The 24,217-nt window shown below is 60.0% G+C and carries 19 protein-coding genes and 1 pseudogene; 5 read left to right on the plus strand and 15 right to left on the minus strand.

The features are described 5' to 3' along the window. Nucleotides 1-3: 3 nt before the first annotated feature. A complete protein-coding gene (rpmF, locus tag Q7C20_RS13765; protein ID WP_008152339.1) occupies nucleotides 4-186 on the minus strand; it encodes a 50S ribosomal protein L32 in 183 nt (60 codons plus the stop codon). A 13-nt stretch (nucleotides 187-199) separates the two neighbouring features. After that, a complete protein-coding gene (locus tag Q7C20_RS13770) occupies nucleotides 200-730 on the minus strand; it encodes a YceD family protein (RefSeq protein WP_071483177.1) in 531 nt (176 codons plus the stop codon). A 105-nt stretch (nucleotides 731-835) separates the two neighbouring features. On the opposite strand from Q7C20_RS13770, the gene Q7C20_RS13775 reads away from it, so the two are divergent. Beyond that, entirely contained in the window at nucleotides 836-1,414 is a 579-nt protein-coding gene (locus tag Q7C20_RS13775; RefSeq protein WP_375068014.1) for a Maf family protein, read from the plus strand. A 132-nt stretch (nucleotides 1,415-1,546) separates the two neighbouring features. Here the strand turns inward: Q7C20_RS13775 and Q7C20_RS13780 are convergent, their stop codons facing one another. Genes Q7C20_RS13780 through rluC form a run of 3 tightly spaced genes read right to left on the minus strand, consistent with a single transcriptional unit; the run spans nucleotide 1,547 to nucleotide 4,160 of the window. Then, nucleotides 1,547-2,530: a S49 family peptidase gene (locus Q7C20_RS13780; protein ID WP_375068015.1), complete on the minus strand. Its 984-nt coding sequence runs from the start codon at nucleotides 2,528-2,530 to the stop codon at nucleotides 1,547-1,549. Between the two features lie 24 nt (nucleotides 2,531-2,554). Continuing rightward, nucleotides 2,555-3,214: an HAD-IA family hydrolase gene (locus tag Q7C20_RS13785; RefSeq protein ID WP_375068016.1), complete on the minus strand. Its 660-nt coding sequence runs from the start codon at nucleotides 3,212-3,214 to the stop codon at nucleotides 2,555-2,557. Beyond that, nucleotides 3,201-4,160, minus strand: a complete 960-nt coding sequence (gene rluC / locus Q7C20_RS13790) for a 23S rRNA pseudouridine(955/2504/2580) synthase RluC (RefSeq protein ID WP_071483181.1) — start codon at nucleotides 4,158-4,160, stop codon at nucleotides 3,201-3,203. Before rluC ends, Q7C20_RS13785 begins: the two co-directional genes overlap by 14 nt. A gap of 768 nt (nucleotides 4,161-4,928) precedes the next feature. Here rluC and rne point away from each other — a divergent pair. Further along, nucleotides 4,929-8,129, plus strand: coding sequence for a ribonuclease E (gene rne / locus Q7C20_RS13795; protein ID WP_375068017.1), 3,201 nt, complete (start codon nucleotides 4,929-4,931; stop codon nucleotides 8,127-8,129). A 91-nt stretch (nucleotides 8,130-8,220) separates the two neighbouring features. Here the strand turns inward: rne and Q7C20_RS13800 are convergent, their stop codons facing one another. From Q7C20_RS13800 to Q7C20_RS13810, 3 genes are all read right to left on the minus strand, one after another. Next, on the minus strand, nucleotides 8,221-8,811 hold the full coding sequence (locus Q7C20_RS13800; protein ID WP_375068018.1) for an NTP transferase domain-containing protein: 591 nt from the start codon (nucleotides 8,809-8,811) through the stop codon (nucleotides 8,221-8,223). Beyond that, entirely contained in the window at nucleotides 8,811-9,794 is a 984-nt protein-coding gene (locus tag Q7C20_RS13805; RefSeq protein ID WP_375068019.1) for an XdhC family protein, read from the minus strand. The genes Q7C20_RS13800 and Q7C20_RS13805 overlap by 1 nt, the downstream gene beginning before the upstream one ends. A gap of 246 nt (nucleotides 9,795-10,040) precedes the next feature. Continuing rightward, nucleotides 10,041-11,372 carry a dicarboxylate/amino acid:cation symporter gene (locus tag Q7C20_RS13810; protein ID WP_375068020.1) on the minus strand — a complete coding sequence of 444 codons (1,332 nt, stop codon included), beginning with the start codon at nucleotides 11,370-11,372 and terminating at the stop codon, nucleotides 10,041-10,043. A 390-nt stretch (nucleotides 11,373-11,762) separates the two neighbouring features. Between Q7C20_RS13810 and Q7C20_RS13815 the strand changes: the two are divergent. Next, nucleotides 11,763-11,966 (plus strand): annotated as a pseudogene (locus tag Q7C20_RS13815) (AraC family transcriptional regulator); the annotation flags it as partial. Nucleotides 11,967-11,988: 22 nt separating this feature from the next. Here Q7C20_RS13815 and Q7C20_RS13820 read toward each other — a convergent pair. The 3 genes from Q7C20_RS13820 to Q7C20_RS13830 are packed head-to-tail and all read right to left on the minus strand — an operon-like array spanning nucleotide 11,989 to nucleotide 14,336. After that, nucleotides 11,989-13,335: an ATP-binding protein gene (locus Q7C20_RS13820; RefSeq protein ID WP_348057246.1), complete on the minus strand. Its 1,347-nt coding sequence runs from the start codon at nucleotides 13,333-13,335 to the stop codon at nucleotides 11,989-11,991. Next, complete coding sequence (locus tag Q7C20_RS13825) at nucleotides 13,332-14,009, minus strand: response regulator transcription factor (RefSeq protein WP_016973689.1); 678 nt, start codon at nucleotides 14,007-14,009, stop codon at nucleotides 13,332-13,334. Before Q7C20_RS13825 ends, Q7C20_RS13820 begins: the two co-directional genes overlap by 4 nt. An 18-nt stretch (nucleotides 14,010-14,027) precedes the next feature. Then, the gene (locus Q7C20_RS13830; RefSeq protein WP_375068021.1) at nucleotides 14,028-14,336 is read right to left on the minus strand and encodes a hypothetical protein; all 309 of its coding nucleotides are present in this window, start codon (nucleotides 14,334-14,336) and stop codon (nucleotides 14,028-14,030) included. A gap of 137 nt (nucleotides 14,337-14,473) precedes the next feature. Between Q7C20_RS13830 and Q7C20_RS13835 the strand changes: the two genes are divergently transcribed. Beyond that, the gene (locus tag Q7C20_RS13835; RefSeq protein WP_375068023.1) at nucleotides 14,474-15,190 is read left to right on the plus strand and encodes a 4'-phosphopantetheinyl transferase; all 717 of its coding nucleotides are present in this window, start codon (nucleotides 14,474-14,476) and stop codon (nucleotides 15,188-15,190) included. 204 nt (nucleotides 15,191-15,394) lie between these two features. On the opposite strand, the gene Q7C20_RS13840 is transcribed toward Q7C20_RS13835, so the two are convergent. Continuing rightward, the gene (locus tag Q7C20_RS13840) at nucleotides 15,395-17,005 is read right to left on the minus strand and encodes an ATP-binding protein (RefSeq protein WP_375068025.1); all 1,611 of its coding nucleotides are present in this window, start codon (nucleotides 17,003-17,005) and stop codon (nucleotides 15,395-15,397) included. Then, on the minus strand, nucleotides 17,002-17,727 hold the full coding sequence (locus Q7C20_RS13845; protein WP_348057238.1) for a response regulator: 726 nt from the start codon (nucleotides 17,725-17,727) through the stop codon (nucleotides 17,002-17,004). The genes Q7C20_RS13840 and Q7C20_RS13845 overlap by 4 nt, the downstream gene beginning before the upstream one ends. A gap of 850 nt (nucleotides 17,728-18,577) precedes the next feature. Here Q7C20_RS13845 and Q7C20_RS13850 point away from each other — a divergent pair. After that, nucleotides 18,578-21,475 (plus strand): ribonucleoside-diphosphate reductase subunit alpha, encoded by a 2,898-nt coding sequence (locus Q7C20_RS13850; protein ID WP_375068027.1) that lies wholly within the window; start codon nucleotides 18,578-18,580, stop codon nucleotides 21,473-21,475. A gap of 149 nt (nucleotides 21,476-21,624) precedes the next feature. On the opposite strand, the gene Q7C20_RS13855 is transcribed toward Q7C20_RS13850, so the two are convergent. Both Q7C20_RS13855 and flgE read right to left on the minus strand, forming a co-directional pair. Further along, nucleotides 21,625-22,710 (minus strand): hypothetical protein, encoded by a 1,086-nt coding sequence (locus Q7C20_RS13855; RefSeq protein ID WP_375068029.1) that lies wholly within the window; start codon nucleotides 22,708-22,710, stop codon nucleotides 21,625-21,627. A gap of 177 nt (nucleotides 22,711-22,887) precedes the next feature. Continuing rightward, a complete protein-coding gene (flgE, locus tag Q7C20_RS13860) occupies nucleotides 22,888-24,198 on the minus strand; it encodes a flagellar hook protein FlgE (protein WP_375068030.1) in 1,311 nt (436 codons plus the stop codon). Nucleotides 24,199-24,217 lie beyond the last annotated feature (19 nt).

The raw sequence follows: 24,217 nt of genomic DNA on the forward strand, positions 1-24,217 counted from the left end.
TGATTACTCGTCAGCGCCCTTGTCGATCACTTTACGACCACGGTATACGCCTTCTGGCGATACGTGGTGACGCAGGTGAATTTCACCGGTGGTTTTTTCTACAGACAGAGTGCTTGCCGTCAGGGCATCGTGCGAACGACGCATGTCACGGGCAGAGCGGGATTTTTTGTTCTGCTGAACAGCCATAATTGATTAACTCCTAAACGTTTGGGTCACGCTTTAACTGCGCCAATACACTGAACGGGTTGGACCGCGTTACCTCGTCCTCGCTCGGTTCGAGCTCGTCATCGAGCCCCTCCGGCTGCTGGCATTCTTCCGGATGATGAGCAGGCACAATGGGCAAGGCGAGCAAAAGCTCCTCCTCGATCAGTGCATGCAGATCCAAAGGATCTTCGCCCAGTTCCAGCACGTCATAACCTTTCGGCAACGACTGGGTATTCGCACCCTCCTTCACCACAGCGTAACTGCATTCGCTGTGAATCGGCAGGGTGACCAGCTCGAGACAACGCTGGCAAACCATTTTGACTTCGGTGTCGATAAAGCTGTGGATTACCACAGACTTACGTTCATCTCGTTCAAAAACGAATTTGGCCTGCACCGTACCGACAGTGTCGGAAAGCGGGTCGCAGAGTCTCTCCAAATCGGCCAGCAGCAATTCACCTTGAAGGGAAGTGCCACGATCAGCCAATTTGCGCGGGTCAACGTGAGGTGGAATCGGGTCATTCAACATAGGCGCAGCATTATAGGGATGCACCCGGCCATGTCAAAGGAAATTCAGCCCTGTGCGTCAGCGGGTCACCCCGTTAGAATCCGCGACTGCCTTGAGGAGACGTCCATGCTGCCTTTATTACTCGCATCCAGCTCGGTTTATCGCCGGGAATTGCTGAGCCGCCTGCACTTACCGTTCATCTGCAGCTCGCCGGATATCGACGAAAGCCCTCTCGAAAATGAATCCGCGATTGACCTGGTCAAGCGACTGGCCGAACAAAAAGCGCGTGCGCTTGCTGGCAACTATCCGGGTCATTTGATCATCGGCTCCGATCAAGTGGCGGCGCTTGAGGGACGCATCATCGGCAAACCTCACACGTTTGAAAACGCCCGTGAGCAATTGCTGGCCGCCAGCGGCAAGCGCGTGAGCTTCCTGACCGGCCTGGCACTGCTTAACAGCGGAACGGGGCATTGCCAGGTGGACTGCGTGCCTTTTACCGTACAGATGCGCGTGCTGGACGCCGAGCGCATTGAGCGCTACCTGCGGGTGGAGCAACCCTACGACTGTGCGGGCAGCTTCAAGGCTGAAGGACTGGGCGTGAGTTTGTTTCAGAGCACGGAAGGGCCGGATGCGACCAGCCTGATTGGCCTGCCGCTGATTCGGCTGGTGGATATGCTGCTGGTTGAAGGCGTGCAAATCCCCTAAGAACACTACAAAACCAATGTGGGAGCGGGCTTGCTCGCGAAAGCGGAGTATCAGTCAACACATCTATAACTGATCTACCGTATTCGCGAGCAAGCCCGCTCCCACATTTGGAATTGCGACAACCCAGAAATATCAGCGCAAGCTTGGACCCTGGAAGCCCATGTAAAGCGCCAGTTTCTCGGCCACGCTGGCGCCGAGCTTCTTGGAGAAGCGATCAAACGGCGATTCCTCTACCGTAAAATCCACCAACTCTTTCTCGCCAACAACATCCCGCGCCACCGAGCTGGCGCTGCCCAAGCCGTCGATCAAGCCCAGCGGCAACGCTTGCTCGCCCGACCACACCAACCCGGAGAACAGCTCCGGATGGTCTTTATCCTTCAGTCGATCACCACGGCCCTGCTTGACGCTGGCAATGAACTGGCGATGGGTGGTGTCGAGCACGCCCTGCCAGAACTGGGTTTCATCGGCCTTCTGCGGCTGGAACGGATCGAGGAATGACTTGTGCTCGCCCGAGGTGTAGGTGCGACGTTCCACCCCCAGTTTCTCCATGGTGCCGACGAAGCCATAACCGGCTGCCGTCACACCGATGGAGCCGACCAGGCTAGCCTTGTCGGCATAGATCTGGTCAGCAGCGCTGGCGATGTAATAGGCACCCGAGGCACCCAGGTCGGAAATCACGGCGTACAGCTTGGTGTCAGGGTGCAGCGCGCGCAGACGGCGAATTTCGTCATACACATAACCCGACTGCACAGGGCTGCCGCCCGGGCTGTTGATGCGCAGGATCACGGCCTTGACCTTGGGGTCGTCAAACGCAGCGCGCAGGCTGGTGACGATGTTGTCGGCGCTGGCGGACTCCTTGTCGGCAATCACTCCGCGCACGTCAATCAAGGCGGTGTAGTGACTGCCGCGCGTGGCGCTTTTTTCCATGTCCATCAGCGGGCTGAACAACGCCAGCATGCCGAGCAGGTACACAAAGGTCAGCAGCTTGAAGAAAATCCCCCAACGCCGCGAACGACGCTGTTCCTGCACGCTGGCCAGAAGCGTCTTCTCCAACAGCTTCCAGCTTTTGTCATCACTGCTCTGGGCCTTTTCAGGCGCCTTCCACTCGTCACTCATGCCATTCACCCCAGCAAAGACTTATTAAGCCCGGCTTAGCCAGGCCTGCAATTCGGAAAAATGATCAATCGTCAGCCGGGGCTCGTATTGTTGCAAGGCCTCGGCCGCCTGCGCGCCATAGCTGACCGCCACGCTGTCCATGCCAGCATTGCGCGCCATCATCAGATCGAAGGAGGCGTCCCCCACCATCAACGCCTGATGCGGCGCTACGCCGCAATGAGAGAGAATCTGCTCGAGCATCAGAGGGTGGGGTTTGCTGGCGGTTTCATCCGCGGCGCGGGTGATATCGAAATAGTTTTCAAAGCCGTGAGCCTTGAGCACTCGGTCCAGCCCGCGACGGGCCTTGCCGGTGGCCACTGCGAGGTGATAACCCTCGGCGCGGAAGGCTTCCAGGGACTCCCTCACGCCGTCGAACAGCGGCGAAGGCTCGGCTTCAAGGGCAATGTAGTGATCGGCATACTGTTGCCGAAACGCTATCAGTTGCTCGTCGTCGATGTGCGGGTACAAGGTGCGGATCGCCTCGGGCAAGCCCAAGCCGATAATGCCCTTGACCGCCAGGTCGCTGCACAAGGCAAAGCCCGAACGGGTCGACGCCGCGTGCATCGACTCGACAATCCGGCCAATGGAGTCTGCCAGCGTGCCGTCCCAATCGAAAATCAGCAGCTTGTAATCAAGGCGCGACACTCAAACGCTCCACGGTTTTGGCCCACATTTCGTCGACTGGCGCTTGCAGCTTCAGCTCACCGCCATCAGGCAATGGCACGGTCAGCATGTAGGCGTGCAGGAACAGACGCTTGCCGCCCAGGTCGCGAATTTCCTTGGAGAAATCCTCGTCACCGTACTTGGTGTCACCGGCGATGCAGTGACCTGCATGCAGGGTGTGCACGCGAATCTGGTGAGTACGGCCGGTGACAGGCTTGGCTTCGACCATCGTCGCGAAGTCGCCAAAACGGCGCAGCACCTTGAACAGGGTCAGGGCTTCTTTGCCCTCCTCGTCCACTTCGACCATACGTTCGCCGGACCGCAGGTTGCTCTTCTGCAATGGCGCACGCACGCTCTTGATCGAGCTGGCCCAGTTGCCGCGCACCAGCGCCATGTAGCGCTTGTCCACGCCATCGCCACGCAGGGCGGTGTGCAGGTGGCGCAACATGCTGCGTTTCTTGGCGATCATCAGCAGGCCTGAGGTGTCGCGATCCAGGCGATGGACCAACTCCAGCTCCTTGGCGTCCGGGCGCAACTGACGAAAGGCTTCAATCACGCCGAATGTCAGGCCGCTGCCGCCGTGAACCGCGATGCCGCAAGGCTTGTTGATCACGATGAGCTTGTTGTCTTCAAAGACAATCGACGCTTCAAGGCGCTGCAGCAGACCTTGCGCCAGTGGCACAGGCTCGTCACGCTCAGGCACGCGCACCGGCGGCACACGGACGATGTCGCCCGCCTGAAGCTTGTACTCGGGCTTGATCCGACCTTTGTTCACGCGCACTTCGCCTTTACGCAAGATGCGGTAAATCAGGGTCTTGGGCACGCCTTTGAGCCTGGCCAGGAGAAAATTGTCGATGCGTTGGCCGGCATATTCCGGCGAGACCTCGAGCAGCTGGACGCTGGGGGTCTGGGGGGCGGTAGTGGTCATGGCGGCGATGATAACAATTTTTTATGGAATTGAAGCACTTAATCATTGCTGCTATAGTCGCGAACGCCGCCAAAAGCGGCCTGGACAGAGGACTTGCGGCAAACTGCCGGCCCTGACCATCGCAATTCATCAGGACGCGAGGCCGTCCTACGGGGCTTTCGCCACTTTGGAAGGCTCAAGATTGTAACAAGCGCAGGTGACATGAGGCCTGAAGCGAGTGCAGGAAGCAGAGTGAATACTCGCATTCTGCGCCGATATTTACGGCCAGTTCACAAAGTGCAGTCAGTCTTGAACCAGACCACAGCGAATGCTTCGGAAACAACGCCTGTTAAGAGCTGAGTGAGAGCGCAATCGCCCTCACCCAGTCTTGTTTAGCCATGAGCGTGAACTCCCCATTGGAGTACACGGTAAATGCCAACCCGCTGCGGATTCTGCGCGCGGCAGCACCCGAATTATCAGGGATACGTGTAGGGTGGAGATGCACAACCGTCGGACCGTGTAGCACTAGGCTTATATTTAGACGCTTCATCTCGTCCACAGTCGCCGGTTGATTCCTCCTCCTGACCTTAGCTTTTGTTGAAGTGGTGCCTTTGTCACCACCGCTAACAAGCAGGACGCGTCCGTCGCGATACCGGCCCACATTGGCGGGTATTGCTGGACACTGGAGTGGCCAACCACTCTTGACGCACCTGACACCGACCGTGAGAAGTCGTGTGTGCCGAACGCCGTTTCCGGCAGCCCGGAAACCGACGGTACAACATGAAAAGAATGCTGATTAACGCAACTCAACCCGAAGAGTTGCGTGTTGCACTGGTAGATGGCCAACGCCTCTACGACCTGGACATCGAATCCGGTGCGCGCGAGCAAAAGAAGGCCAACATCTATAAAGGCCGTATTACTCGCATCGAACCAAGCCTTGAGGCTGCCTTTGTCGATTTCGGCTCCGAGCGCCACGGCTTCCTGCCCCTCAAAGAAATCTCCCGCGAATACTTCAAGAAAGCCCCTGAAGGCCGCGTGAACATCAAGGACGTCCTGAGCGAAGGCCAGGAAGTCATCGTTCAGGTGGAAAAAGAAGAACGTGGCAACAAGGGCGCAGCCCTCACCACCTTCATCAGCCTGGCAGGCCGTTACCTGGTCCTGATGCCGAACAACCCGCGTGCCGGCGGCATTTCCCGTCGCATCGAAGGCGAAGAGCGCAATGAACTGCGCGAAGCGCTGAACGGCCTGATCGCACCTGCCGACATGGGCCTGATCGTTCGCACTGCCGGCCTGGGCCGCAGCAGCGAAGAAATGCAGTGGGACCTCGACTACCTGCTGCAACTGTGGACCGCTATTAAAGAAGCGTCCCTGGATCGTTCCGCGCCGTTCCTGATCTACCAGGAAAGCAACGTGATCATCCGCGCGATCCGCGATTACCTGCGCCAGGACATCGGCGAAGTGCTGATCGACAGCGTTGAAGCCCAGGACGAAGCCCTGACCTTCATCCGCCAAGTGATGCCGCAGTACGCCAGCAAAATCAAGCTCTACGAAGACAGCGTTCCGCTGTTCAACCGTTTCCAGATCGAAAGCCAGATCGAGACCGCTTTCCAGCGCGTCGTTGAACTGCCTTCCGGCGGCTCCATTGTGATTGACCCGACCGAAGCCCTGGTGTCCATCGACATCAACTCGGCGCGTGCAACCAAAGGCAGCGACATCGAAGAAACCGCCCTGCAGACCAACCTGGAAGCGGCTGAAGAAATCGCCCGCCAACTGCGTCTGCGTGATATCGGCGGCCTGATCGTGATCGACTTCATCGACATGACCCCTGCCAAGAACCAGCGCGCCGTGGAAGAGAAAGTCCGCGAATGCCTGGAAGCGGATCGTGCCCGCGTACAAGTCGGCCGCATCTCGCGCTTCGGCTTGCTGGAAATGTCCCGTCAGCGCCTGCGTCCATCCCTGGGCGAAAGCAGCGGCATCGTCTGCCCGCGCTGCAACGGCACCGGCATCATCCGTGACGTTGAATCGCTGTCCCTGGCGATCCTGCGCCTGATCGAAGAAGAAGCCCTGAAAGACCGCACCGCCGAAGTCCGCGCGCAAGTGCCGATCCCGGTTGCAGCCTTCCTGCTCAACGAAAAACGCAACTCGATCACCAAGATCGAACTGCGCACCCGCGCCCGTATCGTCATCCTGCCGAACGATCACCTCGAGACGCCGCACTTTGAAGTGCAGCGCCTGCGTGATGACAGCCCGGAAGCGCACAGCGGCCAATCCAGCTATGAAATCGCTGCTGCTGCCGCCGAAGTGGAAGAAGTTCAGCCGGCCGCCGCGACCCGCACACTGGTTCGCCAGGAAGCTGCCGTGAAAACTGCACCGGCGCGTGCCAACGCTCCGGTACCGGTTGAAGTTGCCGCTCCGGTTGCCGCACCTGCCGCCGCACTGCCTGAACCAAGCCTGTTCAAAGGCCTGGTGAAGTCGCTGGTCAGCCTGTTCGCCACCAAAGAAGAGCCTGTTGCTCCGGTCGTGGTTGAAAAACCTGCTGCCGAGCGCCCGGCGCGTAACGAAGAGCGTCGCAACGGTCGCCAGCAAAGCCGCAACCGTAACGGTCGCCGTGACGAAGAGCGCAAGCCTCGTGAAGAACGCGCGCCACGTGAAGAGCGTGCCCCTCGCGAAGCCCGTGAAGAAACCCCGGTTGTCGCCCGTGAAGAACGTGCACCCCGCGAAGAGCGCGCACCTCGCACGCCGCGCGCTCCACGTGAAGACCGCAAACCACGCGGTGAGCGCGAAGAGCGCGTGCGTGAACTGCGTGAGCCTCTGGACGCCGTGCCAGCCGTTGCTGCTGAAGCCTCCACCGAAGAACGCCCGGCCCGCCAGCCGCGTGAAGAGCGCGCCCCACGTGAAGAGCGCCAGCCGCGTCCGCCGCGTGAAGAGCGTCAACCACGCGCCGAGCAAGCCGCAGCTGCCAGCGAAGAAGAGGAAGAAGTACTGACAGGCGAAGAGCAACAGGAAGATGGTCAGGACAACGCCGAAGGCGATCGTCCACGCCGCCGCTCCCGTGGCCAGCGTCGTCGCAGCAACCGTCGTGAGCGTCAGCGTGATGCCAACGGCAATGTGATCGAAGGCTCGGAAGAAGCCGGCGAACACGCTGAAGGCGAAACCCACGAACCGACGGGCGCCGAACTGGCTGCCGGCCTGGCCGTGACTGCCGCTGTTGCCAGCTCGGTCATCAGCGCACCTGCTGAAGCCCAGGCTCACCAGAACGCCGAACGTGCTACTGCCGCCATCGAAGAAAACGCTGCTGTAGAAGCGCCAGTCGCTGAAGCCCCAGCTGTTGAGACGCCGACGTTTGAAGCACCAGCCTCTGAAGCGCCGGCTGTTGAAGCACCGGTTGTTGAAGCCACTACCCCGATCGAAGCCCTAGTGGTTCCGGAAGTGGAAGTCGCACCGGTTCGTGAAGTACAGCCGCAAGCCGAGGCCTTTGCCGTTGAGCCTGCCCCGGTGGTTGAGCCTCAGCCAGTGGTTGAAGCGGTTGTAGAAGCACCGGTCGTCGAAGCAGCGCCAGAAGTGCGAGAAGTGCGTGAAGTTCGCGAAGAACAGACTGCCTTCCAATGGACTGCCGAGCCAGCCGCTCCGGTGGAAGCGCCAGCGCCTGCCCCAGTGGTAGAGGAAGCGCCTGCGCCGGTTGCTGAAACAGTGGTTGCCGAGCCAGCGCCAGTCGTTGAGCCTCAGCCAGTCGTGGAAGCGCCAGCTGCTGCCGAAGTCGCCGCTCCGGTGATTGAAGCTGCGCCTGCCAGCGCTCTGACCGAGAACGGCCGTGCGCCGAACGACCCACGTGAAGTGCGTCGCCGTCGCAAGGAAGCTGAAGCCGCCGCTGCAGCAGCTGCTACCGCTCCGGCCATCGCTGAAACCGCCGAGGCGCCAGCCCCGGTTGTTGACGCGGTGGTTGAGCACAAGGCCCATGAAGAAGAACACGAGCCTAAACCTTTCGTGTGATTCCATAAGCCACTAAAAAGCCCCGCCTGAGTGATCAGGCGGGGCTTTTTTATGCGATTTAGAGTGGTTGATTTATCCAGATGTACCCCATCTACTGCGGTACGAAATTCAACCGTGAAGGCACGTCGATATCCCAAAGCACGCCGCGGTCATCAACCCGCACTTCACTCACAACTGAACGTGCAAACAACGGCCTGGCCCCGCGATCACCAACCAGCGCTATCAACCCCGCACCGAACGCACGAGCAAACGCCACCGGGTGCCCGTATTCACCGGCACATACCGGCACGCTGATGCCACCCTCCTCCAGCGCGTCGATCACGCAATCAATACTCGAGGACTGAATAAACGGCATGTCCCCCAGCACCACTAACCAACCGTGCGACGATTCACTGGCCGCGACCGCCGCCGCAATGCTGTCGCCCATACCCGCCGAGCTGAGCAGCAGCACTTCGCAGCCATACGCTTTGGCCAACCGAATCACTTCAAGCCGATCCGGTGAGGTCACCAACAGGCGCGAAACCACCTGTTCAGGCAAATTCACCAGCACCTGCTCAATCACCGGTCGTGTCACACCATCCAGACCTACGCACGGCGCCAGCAATTTGTCCTGATCAGCGCCAGCCTCCGCCCGAAAGCGACTGCCCTGCCCGGCTGCCAGCACAATTGCCGTGATTGTCACTACGCAACCACCGGCAACGGCTTTTTCTGCATCGGCGCCACGCCGTTCTTGATCGCGACAATTTCCGCCATCAGCGACAAAGCGATTTCCGCCGGGGTATGGCTGCCGATATGCAAGCCAATCGGCCCATGCAATCGCGCAATTGCTTCCGCCGACAAGCCCAGTTGCGCCAAGTCCTCCCGGCGCTTCTGGCTATTGACCCGCGAGCCGAGGGCGCCAATGTAGAACGCCGAGGAATTCAACGCCGTCAGCAGCGCCATATCGTCCAGGCGCGGATCGTGGGTCAGGCACACAATGGCTGTACGCTCATCCGTCTGGATATTCAGCACCGCCTCATCCGGCATACCCGGTACAAAGCGGCCTTGCTGTTCCTCCCAGCCATAGACGAACTCTTCGCGCGGATCACAGATCAACACTTCGAAATCCAGCAGGCGCGCCATTTCCGCAACGTAGCGCGACAGCTGGCCAGCGCCGATCAGCAGCAGGCGCCAGCGGGGGCCGTAGATGGCCCGCAGGTGCTCGCCATCAAAGGTCACTGTATCGGTTTTGCTCGCGCTGCTGAGGGTCACTGCGCCAGTGGCCAGGTTCAGCTCCCGCGCGACGATCTGATGATCCTCACAGCGTGCCAGCAGTTGCTCGACCCACGCCCAGTCGTCCACGCGTTCTTCGGTGAGACGCAACGTCCCGCCGCACGGCAGGCCAAAGCGTGCGGCCTCATCGCGGGTGACGCCGTAGGTCACCAGCTGCACCGGCGGCCCATCCTCGGGCAGGCGACCATCCTGCAGGCGGGCGATCAAGTCATCCTCGATGCAACCACCCGATACCGAGCCAATCACCACCCCATCGCCGCGCAGGGCCAACATCGCCCCCGGCGGGCGCGGGGCGCTGCCCCAGGTCTGCACCACGCTGTACAACACCACGCGTTGACCGGCGCGGCGCCACTCGAGCACGCTGCGCAGGACATTCAGATCCACACTGTCCATCAAGACTCCTGCAAGCGTTGCAGCGGAAATACCCGCCAGGCTAATGGGTTTTAGAGCGAGCAGTGCGGTGCGAGTTTCATCCGCACAGCCCGGCTCAAACGATCCGTTAGCGGCGCTATCAAAAAGGATGAAGTAGCCGCGCACTGTAAATCAAAAAAACCAAAAAGTGACCCGCCAGAAACGCAAACGCCCCGAACAGGTCGGGGCGTTTGCAAGGCTTTCGGTGTGTTTTACACCGTCGGCATTTTACTTGACGGCTGGAGCAGGGCCTTCGGCCACGCCCAGGTCATCTTCCGGACGGGTGTCGGAGATACCGGTACCGCCAGACGCCAACTCGCGTTGCAGCTTGTCGGTGTCCAGTTCGTTGACCCACTTGGCCACAACGATGGTGGCAACAGCGTTACCCACCAGGTTGGTCAGCGCGCGGGCTTCGGACATGAAGCGGTCGATACCCAGGATCAGCGCCAGACCGGCAACCGGCAGGTGGCCAACGGCCGACAGGGTGGCCGCCAGCACGATGAAGCCCGAACCGGTCACGCCGGCAGCGCCTTTGGAGGACAGCAGCAGCACCAGCAGCAGCGTGATCTGGTGGGTGATGTCCATGTGCGTGTCGGTCGCCTGAGCGATGAACACTGCAGCCATGGTCAGGTAGATCGAGGTACCGTCAAGGTTGAAGGAGTAGCCGGTAGGAATCACCAGGCCCACTACGGATTTCTTCGCGCCCAGACGCTCCATCTTGATCAGCATGCGTGGCAGTGCGGATTCGGAGGAGGAAGTACCCAGTACGATCAACAGTTCTTCACGGATGTAGCGAACCAGCTTCAGCACGCTGAAACCGTGCGCGCGGCAGATGGCGCCCAGCACCACGACCACGAACAGGACGCAGGTGATGTAGAAGCAGATCATCAACTGACCGAGCTGCACCAGGGAACCTACACCGTAGGCGCCGATAGTGAAGGCCATGGCGCCGAAAGCACCGAGTGGGGCGAGCTTCATGATCATGTTGATGATGTTGAACATCACGTGGGCGAAGCGATCGATGAAGTCCAGCACCGGCTTGCCGTAGGCACCCAGGCGATGCAGGGCGAAACCGAAGATCACCGAGAACATCAATACTTGCAGAATATCGCCGGTGGCGAAGGCGCCAACGATGGTATTCGGGATGACGTTCAGCAGGAAGCCAACGATGCTCTGGTCTGCACCGGCAGTCACGTAGGCAGCGACTTTGGAAGCATCCAGGGTAGCCACGTCGATGTGCATGCCGGCGCCCGGTTGCACAACGTTGACCACGACCAGGCCGATCAGCAGGGCGATGGTGGAAACAACTTCGAAGTACAGCAGCGCGTAGCCACCGGTTTTGCCGACCGATTTCATGCTTTGCATGCCAGCGATGCCGCTGACGACGGTGCAGAAGATGATCGGGGCGATGACCATTTTGATCAGCTTGATAAAGCCGTCACCCAGTGGCTTGAGGGCCACGCCAGTCTGCGGGTAAAAGTGACCGAGCAAAATACCGATAACGATTGCAACGATCACCTGGAAATACAGGGATTTGTAGAGTGGCTGACGAGTCGTCATTGCAAAGTTCCTCAATCGTCCCGTGGGGCAAAGATCCGCCATTGCCCACGACACTTGAATTGCGAACCCTCCTGCACTGGAGGGATTTGTTGTTTGCGAGATCCTTGAAAGCTGGCCTGCGCTGTAGTCTTTATCGCAAATGCCGTGCCACTTCCCTGAAAAACCCTGAAGGCCTTTAGACATCAGGCCTTAGGGCTCACGGGCGGCCTGCAACGCGCCGAATGAGGTGGCGGAATTCCGCCGACTCACCCGGTCCCGTCCTACAATTTGGCGGATATCCGCCTTGTTGGCCCTCCCGGTGGTGACTAACAACCGCCACTCCATGCACGAGGCCCTCACATGCGTGAACGCACCATCGCCAGCCACTACGTACGAGCTGCCTTCGGCGGAGCGCAGCACCTGCACATCAGCGCGCAAACCCTGCGTCGGCACTTGCGTGAGGAAGGCGCCAGCTTTCAGGCGCTCAAGGATGAGTTGCGGCGAGATATCGCCATCTATCATTTGGGGCGGGCGGATTTGTCGTTGCAGGAGATTGCCGAGCAGCTGAGGTTTATCTGGGCGGGCCTCATCGCGGGCAAGCCTGAACTGCGATGAGGCCAGAAACCAGCAATAGAGATCAAACCGCCGGAAAATGAATCTTGAACGCCGCCCCGCCCAACGGCGAATCACCCAGGGTCAGGCGCGCGCTGTAGCTTTCGATAATATCCTTGACCACCGCCAGCCCGATCCCCTGCCCCGGATGCTGACGGTCGAGCCGCTCGCCCCGTTGCAGAATCCGCGCACGCTGGTCGGACGGCACTCCGGGGCCGTCGTCTTCAATGCACAACTCAGTGCCTTCAAGGTTTTCCATCAGGCTGACGCGCACTTCGCTCAGGCACAGGCGGTAGGCGTTTTCCAGCAGGTTGCCGAGCATTTCCAGCAAGGCGCCTTTCTCGATGGGCAGATCGCAGTCCGGCGGCAAGTCGAACGTCACCGTGACGCGCTTATCGCGATACACCTTGTCCAGCGTGTCGCACAGGCTTTGCAACACCGGCTCCAGGCGCACCTGATGGCGCACCAGGCCGCTTTTACGCAGGCTCGCGCGCTGCAACTGATAGCCGATTTGCTGGCTCATCCGCTCGATCTGCGATTGCAACACCCAGGCCTGACCGCGATCTTCCGGGCGCTGGGCCATGTCTTCGCTCACGCCCTGCAACACTGCCAGTGGAGTTTTCAGGCTGTGGGCCAGGTCGTCGAGGGAGTCGCGGTAGCGCGCCCGTTGCTCGCGCTCGCTGTGCAGCAAACGGTTAAGCGAACCCGTGAGGCGCAACAATTCACGCGGATGTTCCTCGGAAAGGCTTTCGCGGGTGCCGCCCTCAATCTGGTCAAGCTCCTGACTCAGGCGCCGCAGGGCTTGCAGGCCCCAAGTCAGGCCCAGCCACAGAAGGGTCAGCAAGACGAGCAAGGCTGCGCCGAAGCCCAGATAGAGGTTTTCCTGCAGGCCTTCGAGGGTCAGCTGGTATTCCCGCACCGGTTGCAGGGCAACGATGCTGAACGCCGCGCTCTTGCCGCCGAGCAGCTTGACCTCGACGTCATACACGAAGAATTCCTGGCCACTGGCCTCGCGGATGCGCGCAAATTCATTGCCGCGCCCGTCATAGCGCGGTTTGTAGTTGATGTTTTCTTCCTGGGTCGCCCGCGAACGCCACACCAGATGGCCTTCGCGATCATAGATATAGCCGAGCAGCCGGCTATCGGTGAGGTTGAAACGCTCATCCGGCAATTGCGCAGGCATCAGCAGGCGGTTGTTCTCAACCCGCGCGGCGGAAATCAGTGTGGTGACGTCCGACGCCAGGCGCTGCTCGATGGAATCCTGCAGCGCCAGGCTGAACGCGCCTTGCATGGCGGGCAACAAGCCCAGCATAAACAGCACGGCCAGAGTGGTGGCCGCGAGCATCAAGCGCACACGTAACGAGCGAATCAACGGCAGCGCTCATTGAACAGGTAACCCAGGCCGCGCACGGTGTCGATCGGTTTGAACCCGGCCGGGCCTTCGAGCTTGCGACGCAGACGCCCGACCAGCACTTCGATGACGTTCGGATCTCGCTCGTCGTCATCGGGGTAGAGCTGTTCCATCAAGCGATCCTTGGCGACCACTTGCTGATGGTGACGCATCAGGTATTCGAGAATCCGGTACTCGTAAGCGGTCAATGCCAGCGGTTGCTCGTCCAGGGACGCCTGCTTGCGATTGAGGTCCAGCAGCAGAGGCCCGGCGACGATGGTCGACTGGGTAAACCCGCTGGAACGACGCAGCAAGGCGTTCATGCGCGCTTCCAGCTCTTCGAACTGGAACGGCTTGACCACATAGTCGTCGGCGCCGGCGGCCAGGCCTTCAACCTTGTCCTGCCAGTTGCCGCGCGCGGTGAGGATCAGAATCGGAAAGGTCTTGGCCTGGGTGCGCAATTGGCGAATCAGGTCCAGACCGCCCATGCCGGGCAGGCCCAGGTCGATGATCGCCAGGTCATGGTTGAATTGGCCGGTCTGGTACAGGGCTTCTTCGGCATTGGCCACGGCTTCGACCACGTGCCCGCTGTCTGTCAGGCGGGTCAGCAGGTGATGACGCAACAGCGCCTCATCTTCAACCACCAGCAATTTCATAAGGCTCTCCAAGGCAATTCAACTGTCCGACTGGGGGATATCATAGCGGCCCTGCAGGTCTTGCGGGCGCAATTTAATGCCATTGTAGTGGCCCGTCAGGTGTTCGTAGCCGGCGCGGTACGCCGGTTGCGGGGCAGTAGACCCGAGCAACTTGCCCCACGGTGCGGCCCTGCCAGTGACGTCTTCGAAGCTGACACGCTGGATCAGGGTGCTGGATTTCTTGGTTTTCTCGCCGCCAAACCCCGCAAATGCGCCGTCGGACGCTTGAGCGCCGGCCGTGGCACCCAGCATGGTTAACGCCAACATCAGCTTTTTGATCGCAGTCATGGTGCTTGCCTCTACACGTTTTGGCTGTAGAGCCAGACTACGCAGGCGCCCCTGAACTACCCCTGAACAGGCTCTGAACCGTGCCTGAACCGATGCGGGCTATCCACTGGCGCGCCAACTGACGCAAAATACCGCGCATGACGCCTCTACCCGCTTGCTGCACCCCACTCGATGCCCATTGGCCGCTGCCCGAACCCTTGCCGGGCACGGTATTTCTGAGCACGCGCTTTGACCCCGCCTTGTTGAACGCGGGTGATTTCCAGCGCAGCGCCGTGCCGCCACCGGCCAGCATCCAGCGCTCGGTGGCCAAGCGTCAGACCGAGTTTTTGGCAGGTCGCCTGTGCGCACGCGCGGCGCTGCAACAGCTTGATCATCTGGATTGCGTGCCGGCGATTGGCGAAGACCGTGCGCCGGTGTGGCCCGGGCACATCAGTGGCTCCATCACCCATAGCACCGGGCACGCGGCGGCGATTGTCGGGCACAAGGCGCAATGGCGCGGGCTGGGGATGGACCTTGAGAACGTGCTGACCCTGGAGCGGGCGGAACGTTTGGCGGGCGAAATCTTGACGGCAGATGAACTGCAGCGCATGGCGTCAGTGCCGCGCGAGCAGATCGCTTTGTTGGTGACGCTGACGTTTTCGGTCAAGGAAAGCCTGTTCAAGGCGCTGTATCCGATTGTGCTGAAGCGCTTCTACTTTGAGCATGCCGAGTTGGTGGAATGGTCCGAGTCGGGGCGTGTGCGGCTGCGATTGCTGACGGATTTGTCTGCCGAGTGGTGCTATGGCAAGGAACTGGAGGGGCAGTTTGCGGTGGATGGGGAGCAGTTGTTGAGCCTGGTGGCTGTCGGCGCTTGATCTACCGCTATCGCAGCACAGGTATCTACACAACTCGAGCTAGACGCTTAAACACCAGTAGGTAGAGCTTTCGTGGCGAGCGGGCTTGTCCACAGAGAGATTCGCCAGCCTCTAAAAGTTGTGTAGATACCTCTGGCTATCGCAGGCAAGCCAGCTCCCACATTTGATCGGGTTTGCACATTCAAATTGTGAGGGCTGGCGGTATCAGGGTTTATCCTGATCTCTTGGCCAGCTGAGGCTGAAGCATGCCCCGCCGAGGTTATTGCTCTTGCCGATCAATGCTCGCCCGCCGTGCCAGTAGATAATCCGCCGCACAATCGACAACCCCAGCCCATGCCCGCCGGAAGCGCGCGTACGGCTGTCGTCCAGGCGCAGAAACGGCGTAAAAATGCGCTCCCACGCGCTTTCCGGCACTCCGGGCCCGTCGTCTTCCACATCAATACGGCAACGCACCTGGCCCACCTGATAACTGATCAGCACCTGGCCGTGGGCATGGCGCATGGCATTGCTCACCAGATTTTGCAGGGCGCGGTGCAGGTAGCGCGGTTCAGCATCCACCCAGGCATCGTCCCAATGCACCGATGACAGGCAAATACCCCGCGTGACCTTTACCTGCGGGCGCAGCGGCGACAATTCGCCGATCACCTGATCAAGCAGCGCGCTGAGGTCCACACGCTGGAAATTCAGCTCCGGCGCGCCCTGCTCAAGGCGCGCGTAGGTGAGCATTTCATCCACCAGCCCGTCGAGGTCCTGGATATCGCTGTCCATGCCTTCCAGGTATTTACGCCGAGCCTGGGGCGTGGCGGCGTCGCCGACCATCTCCAGGCCGAACCGCAGGCGCGCCACCGGGGTGCGCAGTTCATGGGACACCGCGCGCACCAGTTCGCGCTGGATCGCCAGCAACTGCTGCAAGTGCTCGGCCATGCCGTTAAAGGCAGCCGCCAGACGCCCTATGGAATCAGCGCCACGGGCCGGCACGCGCACTTCCAGGTTGCCTTGGGCGATGCGTGTGGCCGCCGCTTCGAGGCCTTTAAGGCGTCGCTCAAGCTGACGCACCAATAAATAGACGATCAAGCCGATCAGGGTCAGGCTGATCAACGCGATCAGAATCAGCCACTGCGGCGGGTACGGGTTCATTTGGTACAGCGGGCCGATTTCCAGGACCCACGGCGTGCCGACCATGCCGGCAAACACGCGGATCGAATCGCCGCCCTTGCCCAGGGCCATCACCGTATCGCCTTCCGATACGCGACGGCGCTGGTCTTCATCCATGTCCGCCTGATCAAGGGTCATCAGGTGCATATCAAAGCCAAACCCCTTGGCTTCCTTTATGTCAGCCAGCCGCTGCGGCTGCTCGGCCACCGGGAAACGCACCAGTTCATCGGCCAGCAGGTAAATCGTCGCGCGGGCCAGTTGTTCGCTGATCTGCTGCACTTCACCGGTCAGTACCAACGGTTCCTTGTCGCTGACCAGGCGCAACACGCGGGCAGCGTGAGGCCCGGTCTGTTCCACCAGCACCTGGCCGCGTTGCAAGCGATTGCGTTGGCCGAGGTCCAGTTGGGCATCGGTCAGCGTGCGCAATTCCAGCGGAATGCCCAGCAAGCGCTCCCACACCGCCAGGGCGCGCTGGCGCTCGATAGCGCTCATCGGCTGCAGGTTGTCGCCCATCAGCGCGAAGGTGCCGTGGGCCAGGCGTTCACGGTATTGGCCGCTGCGCACTTCATTGAGCAGGTGCAGGGCCAGCACGCCCAACAGCGCCACCAATATCAGGGCCGCGCACATGCCGCCGTAGATGCGCAGGAATATCGAGTTCACAGCGGCATGTCGGCGCAGGCTTCGGGGACGAACAGGTAGCCTTTGCTGCGAATGGTCTTGATGAGGCGTGGATGGATCGGATCGTCGCCGATTTTCGGGCGAATGCGCGAGATGCGTACATCGATAGAGCGGTCCTGGCCGTCGTACCCAAAACCGCGCAGGGCGATGAAGATTTCTTCGCGAGACAGAATGCGCCCGGCGTTGGCGACCAGCAGCCACAACAGGTCGAATTCGGCGCTGGTCAGTTCAATGCTGCCCTCGTGCAGCCAGGCTTCGCGCAAGGCGTTGTCCACCACCAATGGCCCGAATTGCAGGCGGCGCTGGTTCTCCACCGTCGCAGGTTCGGCCGGTTCGCTGCGCCGCAGCAAGGCCTGAATGCGCGCCAGCAGCAAGCGCGGGCGCACGGGTTTGCACACGTAGTCGTCGGCGCCCATGTCCAGGCCCAGCACCTGGTCCATGTCGTCAGTGCGCGCGGTAAGCATGAGGATCACGCCGTCGTAGCGTTCGCGCACCTTGCGGCAGATGCTCAAGCCGTCTTCGCCGGGCAGCATAAGGTCGAGGATCACCAGGTCCGGCTGCTCGGCGATGATGCGCGCCGCCGCCAGGGCGCCGTCGCTTTCCACTGATACTCGCAGGCCGTTGCTTTCCAGGTAATCACGGGTCAACTCGGCCAATCGCTCGTCGTCCTCGACGATCAATATTTGCCAGGCTTCTTGCTCCACGGGTGGTCCTCGTTGTTATAAGAAAATCTTCAGGACTTCGATATTTCAACTGTGGGAGCGGGCTTGCCCGCGATGGCGGTGGGTCAGTTAACAGATGAACTGGCTGATCCACCGCCTTCGCGAGCAAGCCCGCTCCCACATTTTTGATCTTCACCCGCCATACCCTTTTTGTCATGATTTGAGGGCATATAAGAGGTCGATTGTAGCCATGCGCCAGCCCTCTGGCACAAGCGTGGAAATCGATTCGGTGATCGCGTTTTTTTGTGGTAGGGTTCGCGCCCTCAAAATTCCAGCCAGCGGTTTTCAACTTGGAATATCCGGTGACAAACGGCGTAATCCAGCAGCACTGCGGCCTACACAGGCGTTCCACGTTTCATACACATTTTACCCACAGCGTTATCCACAGGTAGTGCGTTGCTAAGCCCCCCAAAACGCATTATCTTGTACCTCGGCGCTAAAAAAACCCTACATGTAGGGTTTTGAGCGAAAAGACCCAACACATTTCAGACAAGAAACTCAAGCCATTTCTTGCGCCTGTTCGGTCTAATCCCAGCATTTTTTGAAAGCCCAAACCGCTCTAGCGGATGGCAACCGTTTTCAAGCCCAAGGGCGCAAAACGGTACGGGTGTTGCAGTGCTTGTATCAGGTAACTGTCACCCATCAGGAATACGGCGAAGGGCATTTTTGCCCCCACACCGAAGACTTCGGCATGGAAGCGGCGCGATGAGCTCCCTTCCTCCTGTCCCGAAGTTGTTATGCCAGGCCCCTGGCCTGCTGTAAGTGCTTCAGGACGGAACGGTGGGCACCGTGATGGTGCCCAAATAAATATAGAATGTGGAGACAACCCCCCATGCAAACCGACACAACTCGCGAGAACCCGCAGGGCTCCGTGCCGCAGGCCGCTGATTCGAACCTGGATCTGTCCGCCACCGCACCTGGCCAATTGCGCGTGATCAAGCGTAACGGCACTGTCGTTCCTTACACCGACGACAAAATCACCGTCGCTATCACCAAAGCGTTTCTTGCAGTTGAAGGCGGCACCGCTGCTGCCTCGTCGCGCATCCACGACACCGTTGCCCGCCTGACCGAACAAGTCTCCGCGACCTTCAAGCGTCGCATGCCTTCGGGCGGCACCATCCACATCGAAGAAATCCAGGACCAGGTTGAACTGGCCCTGATGCGTGCCGGCGAGCAGAAAGTGGCCCGCGACTACGTGATCTACCGCGACTCGCGCGCCAAGGAACGTGCCGTGCGCGCCCCGGCCGACGAAGCCGCCGTTCAAGCTCACCCCTCGATCCGCATCACCCTGGCCGACGGTACGTTTGCACCGCTGGACCTGGGCCGCCTGAACACCATCATCACCGAGGCCTGCGAAGGCCTGGAAGAAGTCGATGGTGACCTGATCCAGCGCGAAACCCTGAAGAACCTGTACGACGGCGTGGCCCTGACCGACGTCAATACCGCCCTGGTAATGACCGCCCGTACCCTGGTTGAACGTGAGCCGAACTACTCGTTCGTGACCGCGCGCCTGCTGATGGACACCCTGCGTGCCGAAGGCCTGGGCTTCCTGGGCGTCGCCGACAGCGCGACCCACCACGAAATGGCTGACCTGTACGCCAAGGCACTGCCGGCCTACATCGCCAAGGGTATCGAATTCGAATTGCTGAACCCGATCCTGGCCACCTTTGACCTGGAAAAGCTCGGCAAGGCGATCAACCACGAGCGCGACCAGCAGTTCACTTACCTGGGCCTGCAAACCCTGTACGACCGTTACTTCATCCACAAGGACGGTATCCGTTTCGAACTGCCGCAAGTGTTCTTCATGCGCGTGGCCATGGGCCTGGCAATCGAAGAGAAGCACAAGGAAGACCGTGCGATCGAGTTCTACAACCTGTTGTCGTCCTTCGACTACATGTCGTCGACCCCGACCCTGTTCAACGCCGGTACCCTGCGTCCACAGCTGTCGAGCTGCTACCTGACCACCGTGCCGGATGACCTGTCGGGCATCTACCACGCGATCCACGACAACGCCATGTTGTCCAAATTCGCCGGTGGCCTGGGCAACGACTGGACGCCGGTGCGTGCACTGGGTTCGTACATCAAGGGCACCAACGGCAAGTCGCAAGGCGTTGTTCCGTTCCTGAAAGTGGTGAACGACACCGCTGTCGCCGTTAACCAGGGTGGCAAGCGCAAAGGCGCTGTGTGTGCCTACCTGGAAACCTGGCACATGGACATTGAAGAGTTCATCGAGCTGCGCAAGAACACCGGTGATGACCGTCGTCGTACCCACGACATGAACACCGCCAACTGGATCCCTGACCTGTTCATGAAGCGCGTCTTCGATGACGGCCAGTGGACCCTGTTCTCGCCATCCGAAGTGCCGGACCTGCATGACCTGACCGGCAAGGCCTTCGAAGAGCGTTACGAGTACTACGAAGCGCTGTCTCAATACCCGGGCAAGATCAAGCTGTTCAAGACCATCCAGGCCAAAGACCTGTGGCGCAAAATGCTCTCCATGCTGTTTGAAACCGGCCACCCATGGCTGACCTTCAAAGACCCGTGCAACCTGCGCAGCCCGCAGCAGCACGTGGGCGTGGTTCACAGCTCGAACCTGTGCACCGAGATCACCTTGAACACCAACAAGGACGAGATCGCCGTTTGCAACCTGGGCTCGATCAACCTGCCGAACCACATCGTCAACGGCAAGCTGGACACCGCCAAGCTGGAACGCACCGTGAACACCGCCGTGCGCATGCTCGATAACGTGATCGACATCAACTACTACTCGGTGCCACAGGCGCAGAACTCCAACTTCAAGCACCGTCCGGTTGGCCTGGGCATCATGGGCTTCCAGGACGCTTTGTACCTGCAACACATTCCTTACGGTTCGGATGCTGCGGTCGAGTTCGCCGACAAGTCGATGGAAGCGGTTAGCTACTACGCTATCCAGGCTTCCTGCGACCTGGCCGACGAGCGCGGCGCCTACGAGACGTTCCAGGGTTCGCTGTGGTCCAAAGGCATCCTGCCGCTGGATTCGCAACAGATCCTGATCGAGCAACGTGGCCAGAAGTACATCGACGTTGACCTGAACGAATCCCTGGACTGGGCGCCGGTACGTGCCCGTGTGCAGAAAGGCATTCGTAACTCCAACATCATGGCCATCGCACCGACCGCCACCATCGCCAACATCACCGGCGTGTCGCAGTCGATCGAACCGACCTATCAGAACCTGTATGTGAAATCGAACCTGTCGGGCGAATTCACCGTGATCAACCCGTACCTGGTTCGCGACCTCAAGGCTCGCGGCCTGTGGGACTCGGTCATGATCAACGACCTGAAGTACTACGACGGTTCCGTGCAGCAGATCGAACGCATTCCGCAAGAACTCAAAGAGCTCTACGCAACTGCCTTCGAAGTGGACACCAAGTGGATCGTTGACGCCGCCAGCCGTCGTCAGAAGTGGATCGACCAGGCTCAGTCGCTGAACCTCTACATCGCCGGCGCTTCGGGCAAGAAGCTGGACGTGACCTACCGCATGGCGTGGTACCGTGGCCTGAAAACCACTTACTACCTCCGTGCCCTGGCTGCGACCAGCACCGAGAAATCGACCATCAACACCGGCAAGCTGAACGCTGTTTCCAGCGGCGGCAACCACGGTGATGATTCGGTTCTCGCTGCACCTGCCGGCCCGGCCCCAGTGCCAAAGGCTTGCGCGATTGACGAGCCGGATTGCGAAGCTTGCCAATAAGCTGAGCCGGTCCCGGGCTTGAACGCCCGGAATTAAAAACCCGATAAACCCTGGATGCAGTTGGGTTTATCGGGTTTTTTGTTTGGCGGCGCCGTGTCACACAGGTTTGCCTGGGCGAACGCGAACGCGCATCCAGGCCCACCCAGCGATCAAACCAGGGCAAATGCGTGAGCGTTACCCGGTGGTTGCCCCCCGCGTTTACCCCACACCTCCTCACGCCCGTTAATCACTGCCAGGGAATGACCCACGAACTTTCCGTCCGGGGTTGTTATGCCGTGGGTGACAACACCGATCTGCCCAGCCGCCAACGCCGATGCGCTGGAATGTCGAATATGGTCGCGCAGGCCCAGGCGCATCAGGCCCTCTTGACCGTCCTCACCGTCATTGAGGCTGTCTAACGCAGCGGCAAAATTTCTGCCGGCATACCCGTCGTTGTTTTCCATTTGCGCACGCTTGGCACTTGCAGCAAACAGGAAGTTGGCATCGGTCATCATGGCGGCGTCATCCCCCTTGAAGCGAGCCTGTTCCGCCGCCTGCTTCAATTCGCCTTTGTTCAGATGAAGCTGGAACCCGTCCCGCATCTGCACGGTATAACCATCGCCCGTGGCTCGTACGTCTTTGAAAATATCCGTAGGCTTTTGGCCGAACTTCATCATGGCCGCTTTTATCGCTGACACAGTGACGCAATTGCCGTCCGGGCCCTGCTGGAAGCCGCTCCAGATATTGCCGGCCTCGTTGCCCGTGCCCGGTTTCTTACCGGGCTCACTTTTGTCTGGCTTGTAGTCAAAGTAGCCAGCCCCGAGGGTGAGCGGCTTGTGACTCATGTTTTGCCTGCTCGGCTGGGGGCGGCGGTGTACATGATGACTAGGACTACCCCCACCCGCCTGGCCAGGAGGCGTCGGCGCAGGGTTATCGGCGTCCGGGAACAACGCCTTCATGAACTCACTGACAAACTTCTGAAACTGGATGTAGGCGTTCAGCGTTTCAATCAGCGTGTTCAGGACGTTCTTGAATGAGCCATCACCGAGTTTCTGCCGATGTTCATTCAACTGGTTGCGCAAATGCTGGGCTGTTTGAGTGCTGGACGTTTGCGTTGCTTCAAACAGCTGATTAAGCAGTTGCTTGACCGGCGCAACATCTGCACCGGGCGCGGCATGGGCCGGCTCCGTTCGCGCAGCGTGCGGCGCAAAATGTGCGTGCCCGTTGCCCAGTCCTGAAACCCCTGAATTCGACATGTTCAGCCCTCCCCATTGATTGGCGAGCCACGGTGGCTCTGACACGTTCAGTGGTGAAGTGGCTGTAGGCAGTTCCATACCTCGCATGTCAGCTGGCGACAGTGCGCAACGCGCGTACTTTTCCCGCAGGCAAAAAAAACCCCTCATGCGAGGGGCTTCTTATAGAGCAACCAACCATCACGTCATCTGAATGATGGTCTGCATGATGGTGCTCTGGGTGGAAATGGTCTTGGCGTTCGCCTGGTAGTTGCTCTGGGCCTTGATCAGGTCGACCAGCTCGTTGGTCAGGTTGACGTTGGAGTTCTCCAGGGAGTTGGACACGATCGAACCCAGCGTGCCGGCTTGCGGGGCGTCATAACCCGGCTGGCCCGACGCGAAGGTTTCTTTCCAGGCCGTGCCGCCCGCAGGCTGCAGGCCTTGCTCGTTGTTGAAGCTGGCCAGGGAGATCTGACCGATGGCCTTGCTCTGCTGGTTGCTGAACGTGGCGAACAACACGCCGTTGCCATCGATGTTCAGGCCGGTGATCTGGCCGGTGGCATAACCGTCGGTGACAGGCGGGTTGCGGTAGGTAGCCGAGTTGTACTGGGTAATGTTGGCCATGTTGATCGCGATACCGGTCGGGTTGGCCGTCGCGCCGTTCGGCTTCCATACGCCATCGGTCACGGTGCCTGGGGTCCAGTCGGCAATGGTCAGCGTGGTGCTGGACGTGCCGCCAGTGACAATCCCCGTGAGCTTGCCGGAGCCGTCAAAGCTCAAGGTCGACGCGACTGGCGGCGTGGAGCCGGTGCCTGTGGCGGCTGTACCGTCAGGGTTGCGGCCCTCAATCAGGGTGTAGGATTTCCAGGTATTGGAATCGGTTTTTACCAGGTACTGCACCATCGGGTGGGCGTTACCCTGGCTGTCGTACAAAGTGGTGTTGTATTGGGTGGTGAAGGTGGTGGAGTCGGTTGGATCAAACGGCTTTGCTGTCTGATCGATTACCGGCGACGACGAGTTCAGGTTACTGGTGGAATCCACTTTGGTGGACGCCTTGGGCGGCAGGTTCGACAGGTTCAGTTGCAGGTCGGTCAACTGGCCCTTGACGATATTACCGTCAGCATCGGCGCCATAGCCTTGCAGGCGCGAGGTGCCTGTGTTGTTGGTGATGTAGCCGTCTTTGTCCGAACGGAACGCACCACTGCGGGTGTACTCCAGCGAACCGTCACTGCCCTTCTGTACGAAGAAACCGCCGCCCTGGATGGCCAGGTCCAGGATACCGCCGGTGTTGTTGACGTCACCCTGGGTGAACTGCTGGGACACTGCCGCCAGGTTCACACCGCTGCCGACACTGTTCTGACCGGTGCCGAGCCTGGACGCCGCGTAGATGTCCGAGAATTCCGCACGGGACGACTTGAAACCCGTGGTCGCAACGTTGGCAATGTTGTTGCCGGTCACGTCCAGTTGTTTGTTGGCCGCATAGAGGCCGCTAAGGCCGATGTTAAAAGACATGTTTCTCTCCTTCTGCCGT

Origin of the sequence: Pseudomonas sp. AMR01 (assembly GCF_041946035.1) — a bacterium.
Lineage (GTDB): Bacteria > Pseudomonadota > Gammaproteobacteria > Pseudomonadales > Pseudomonadaceae > Aquipseudomonas > Aquipseudomonas antarctica_B.

Bases quoted from the DNA above. Each gene is read 5' to 3' on its own strand.
- Q7C20_RS13810 (WP_375068020.1), bottom strand. From the start codon at position 11,372: ATGACGACTCGTCAGCCACTCTACAAATCCCTGTATTTCCAGGTGATC.
- Q7C20_RS13850 (WP_375068027.1), top strand. From the start codon at position 18,578: ATGCAAACCGACACAACTCGCGAGAACCCGCAGGGCTCCGTGCCGCAG.
- flgE (WP_375068030.1), bottom strand. From the start codon at position 24,198: ATGTCTTTTAACATCGGCCTTAGCGGCCTCTATGCGGCCAACAAACAA.
- Q7C20_RS13830 (WP_375068021.1), bottom strand. From the start codon at position 14,336: ATGACTGCGATCAAAAAGCTGATGTTGGCGTTAACCATGCTGGGTGCC.
- Q7C20_RS13805 (WP_375068019.1), bottom strand. From the start codon at position 9,794: ATGGACAGTGTGGATCTGAATGTCCTGCGCAGCGTGCTCGAGTGGCGC.
- rluC (WP_071483181.1), bottom strand. From the start codon at position 4,160: ATGACCACTACCGCCCCCCAGACCCCCAGCGTCCAGCTGCTCGAGGTC.
- Q7C20_RS13770 (WP_071483177.1), bottom strand. From the start codon at position 730: ATGTTGAATGACCCGATTCCACCTCACGTTGACCCGCGCAAATTGGCT.
- rpmF (WP_008152339.1), bottom strand. From the start codon at position 186: ATGGCTGTTCAGCAGAACAAAAAATCCCGCTCTGCCCGTGACATGCGT.
- Q7C20_RS13855 (WP_375068029.1), bottom strand. From the start codon at position 22,710: ATGTCGAATTCAGGGGTTTCAGGACTGGGCAACGGGCACGCACATTTT.
- rne (WP_375068017.1), top strand. From the start codon at position 4,929: ATGCTGATTAACGCAACTCAACCCGAAGAGTTGCGTGTTGCACTGGTA.
- Q7C20_RS13780 (WP_375068015.1), bottom strand. From the start codon at position 2,530: ATGAGTGACGAGTGGAAGGCGCCTGAAAAGGCCCAGAGCAGTGATGAC.
- Q7C20_RS13825 (WP_016973689.1), bottom strand. From the start codon at position 14,009: ATGAAATTGCTGGTGGTTGAAGATGAGGCGCTGTTGCGTCATCACCTG.
- Q7C20_RS13835 (WP_375068023.1), top strand. From the start codon at position 14,474: ATGACGCCTCTACCCGCTTGCTGCACCCCACTCGATGCCCATTGGCCG.
- Q7C20_RS13775 (WP_375068014.1), top strand. From the start codon at position 836: ATGCTGCCTTTATTACTCGCATCCAGCTCGGTTTATCGCCGGGAATTG.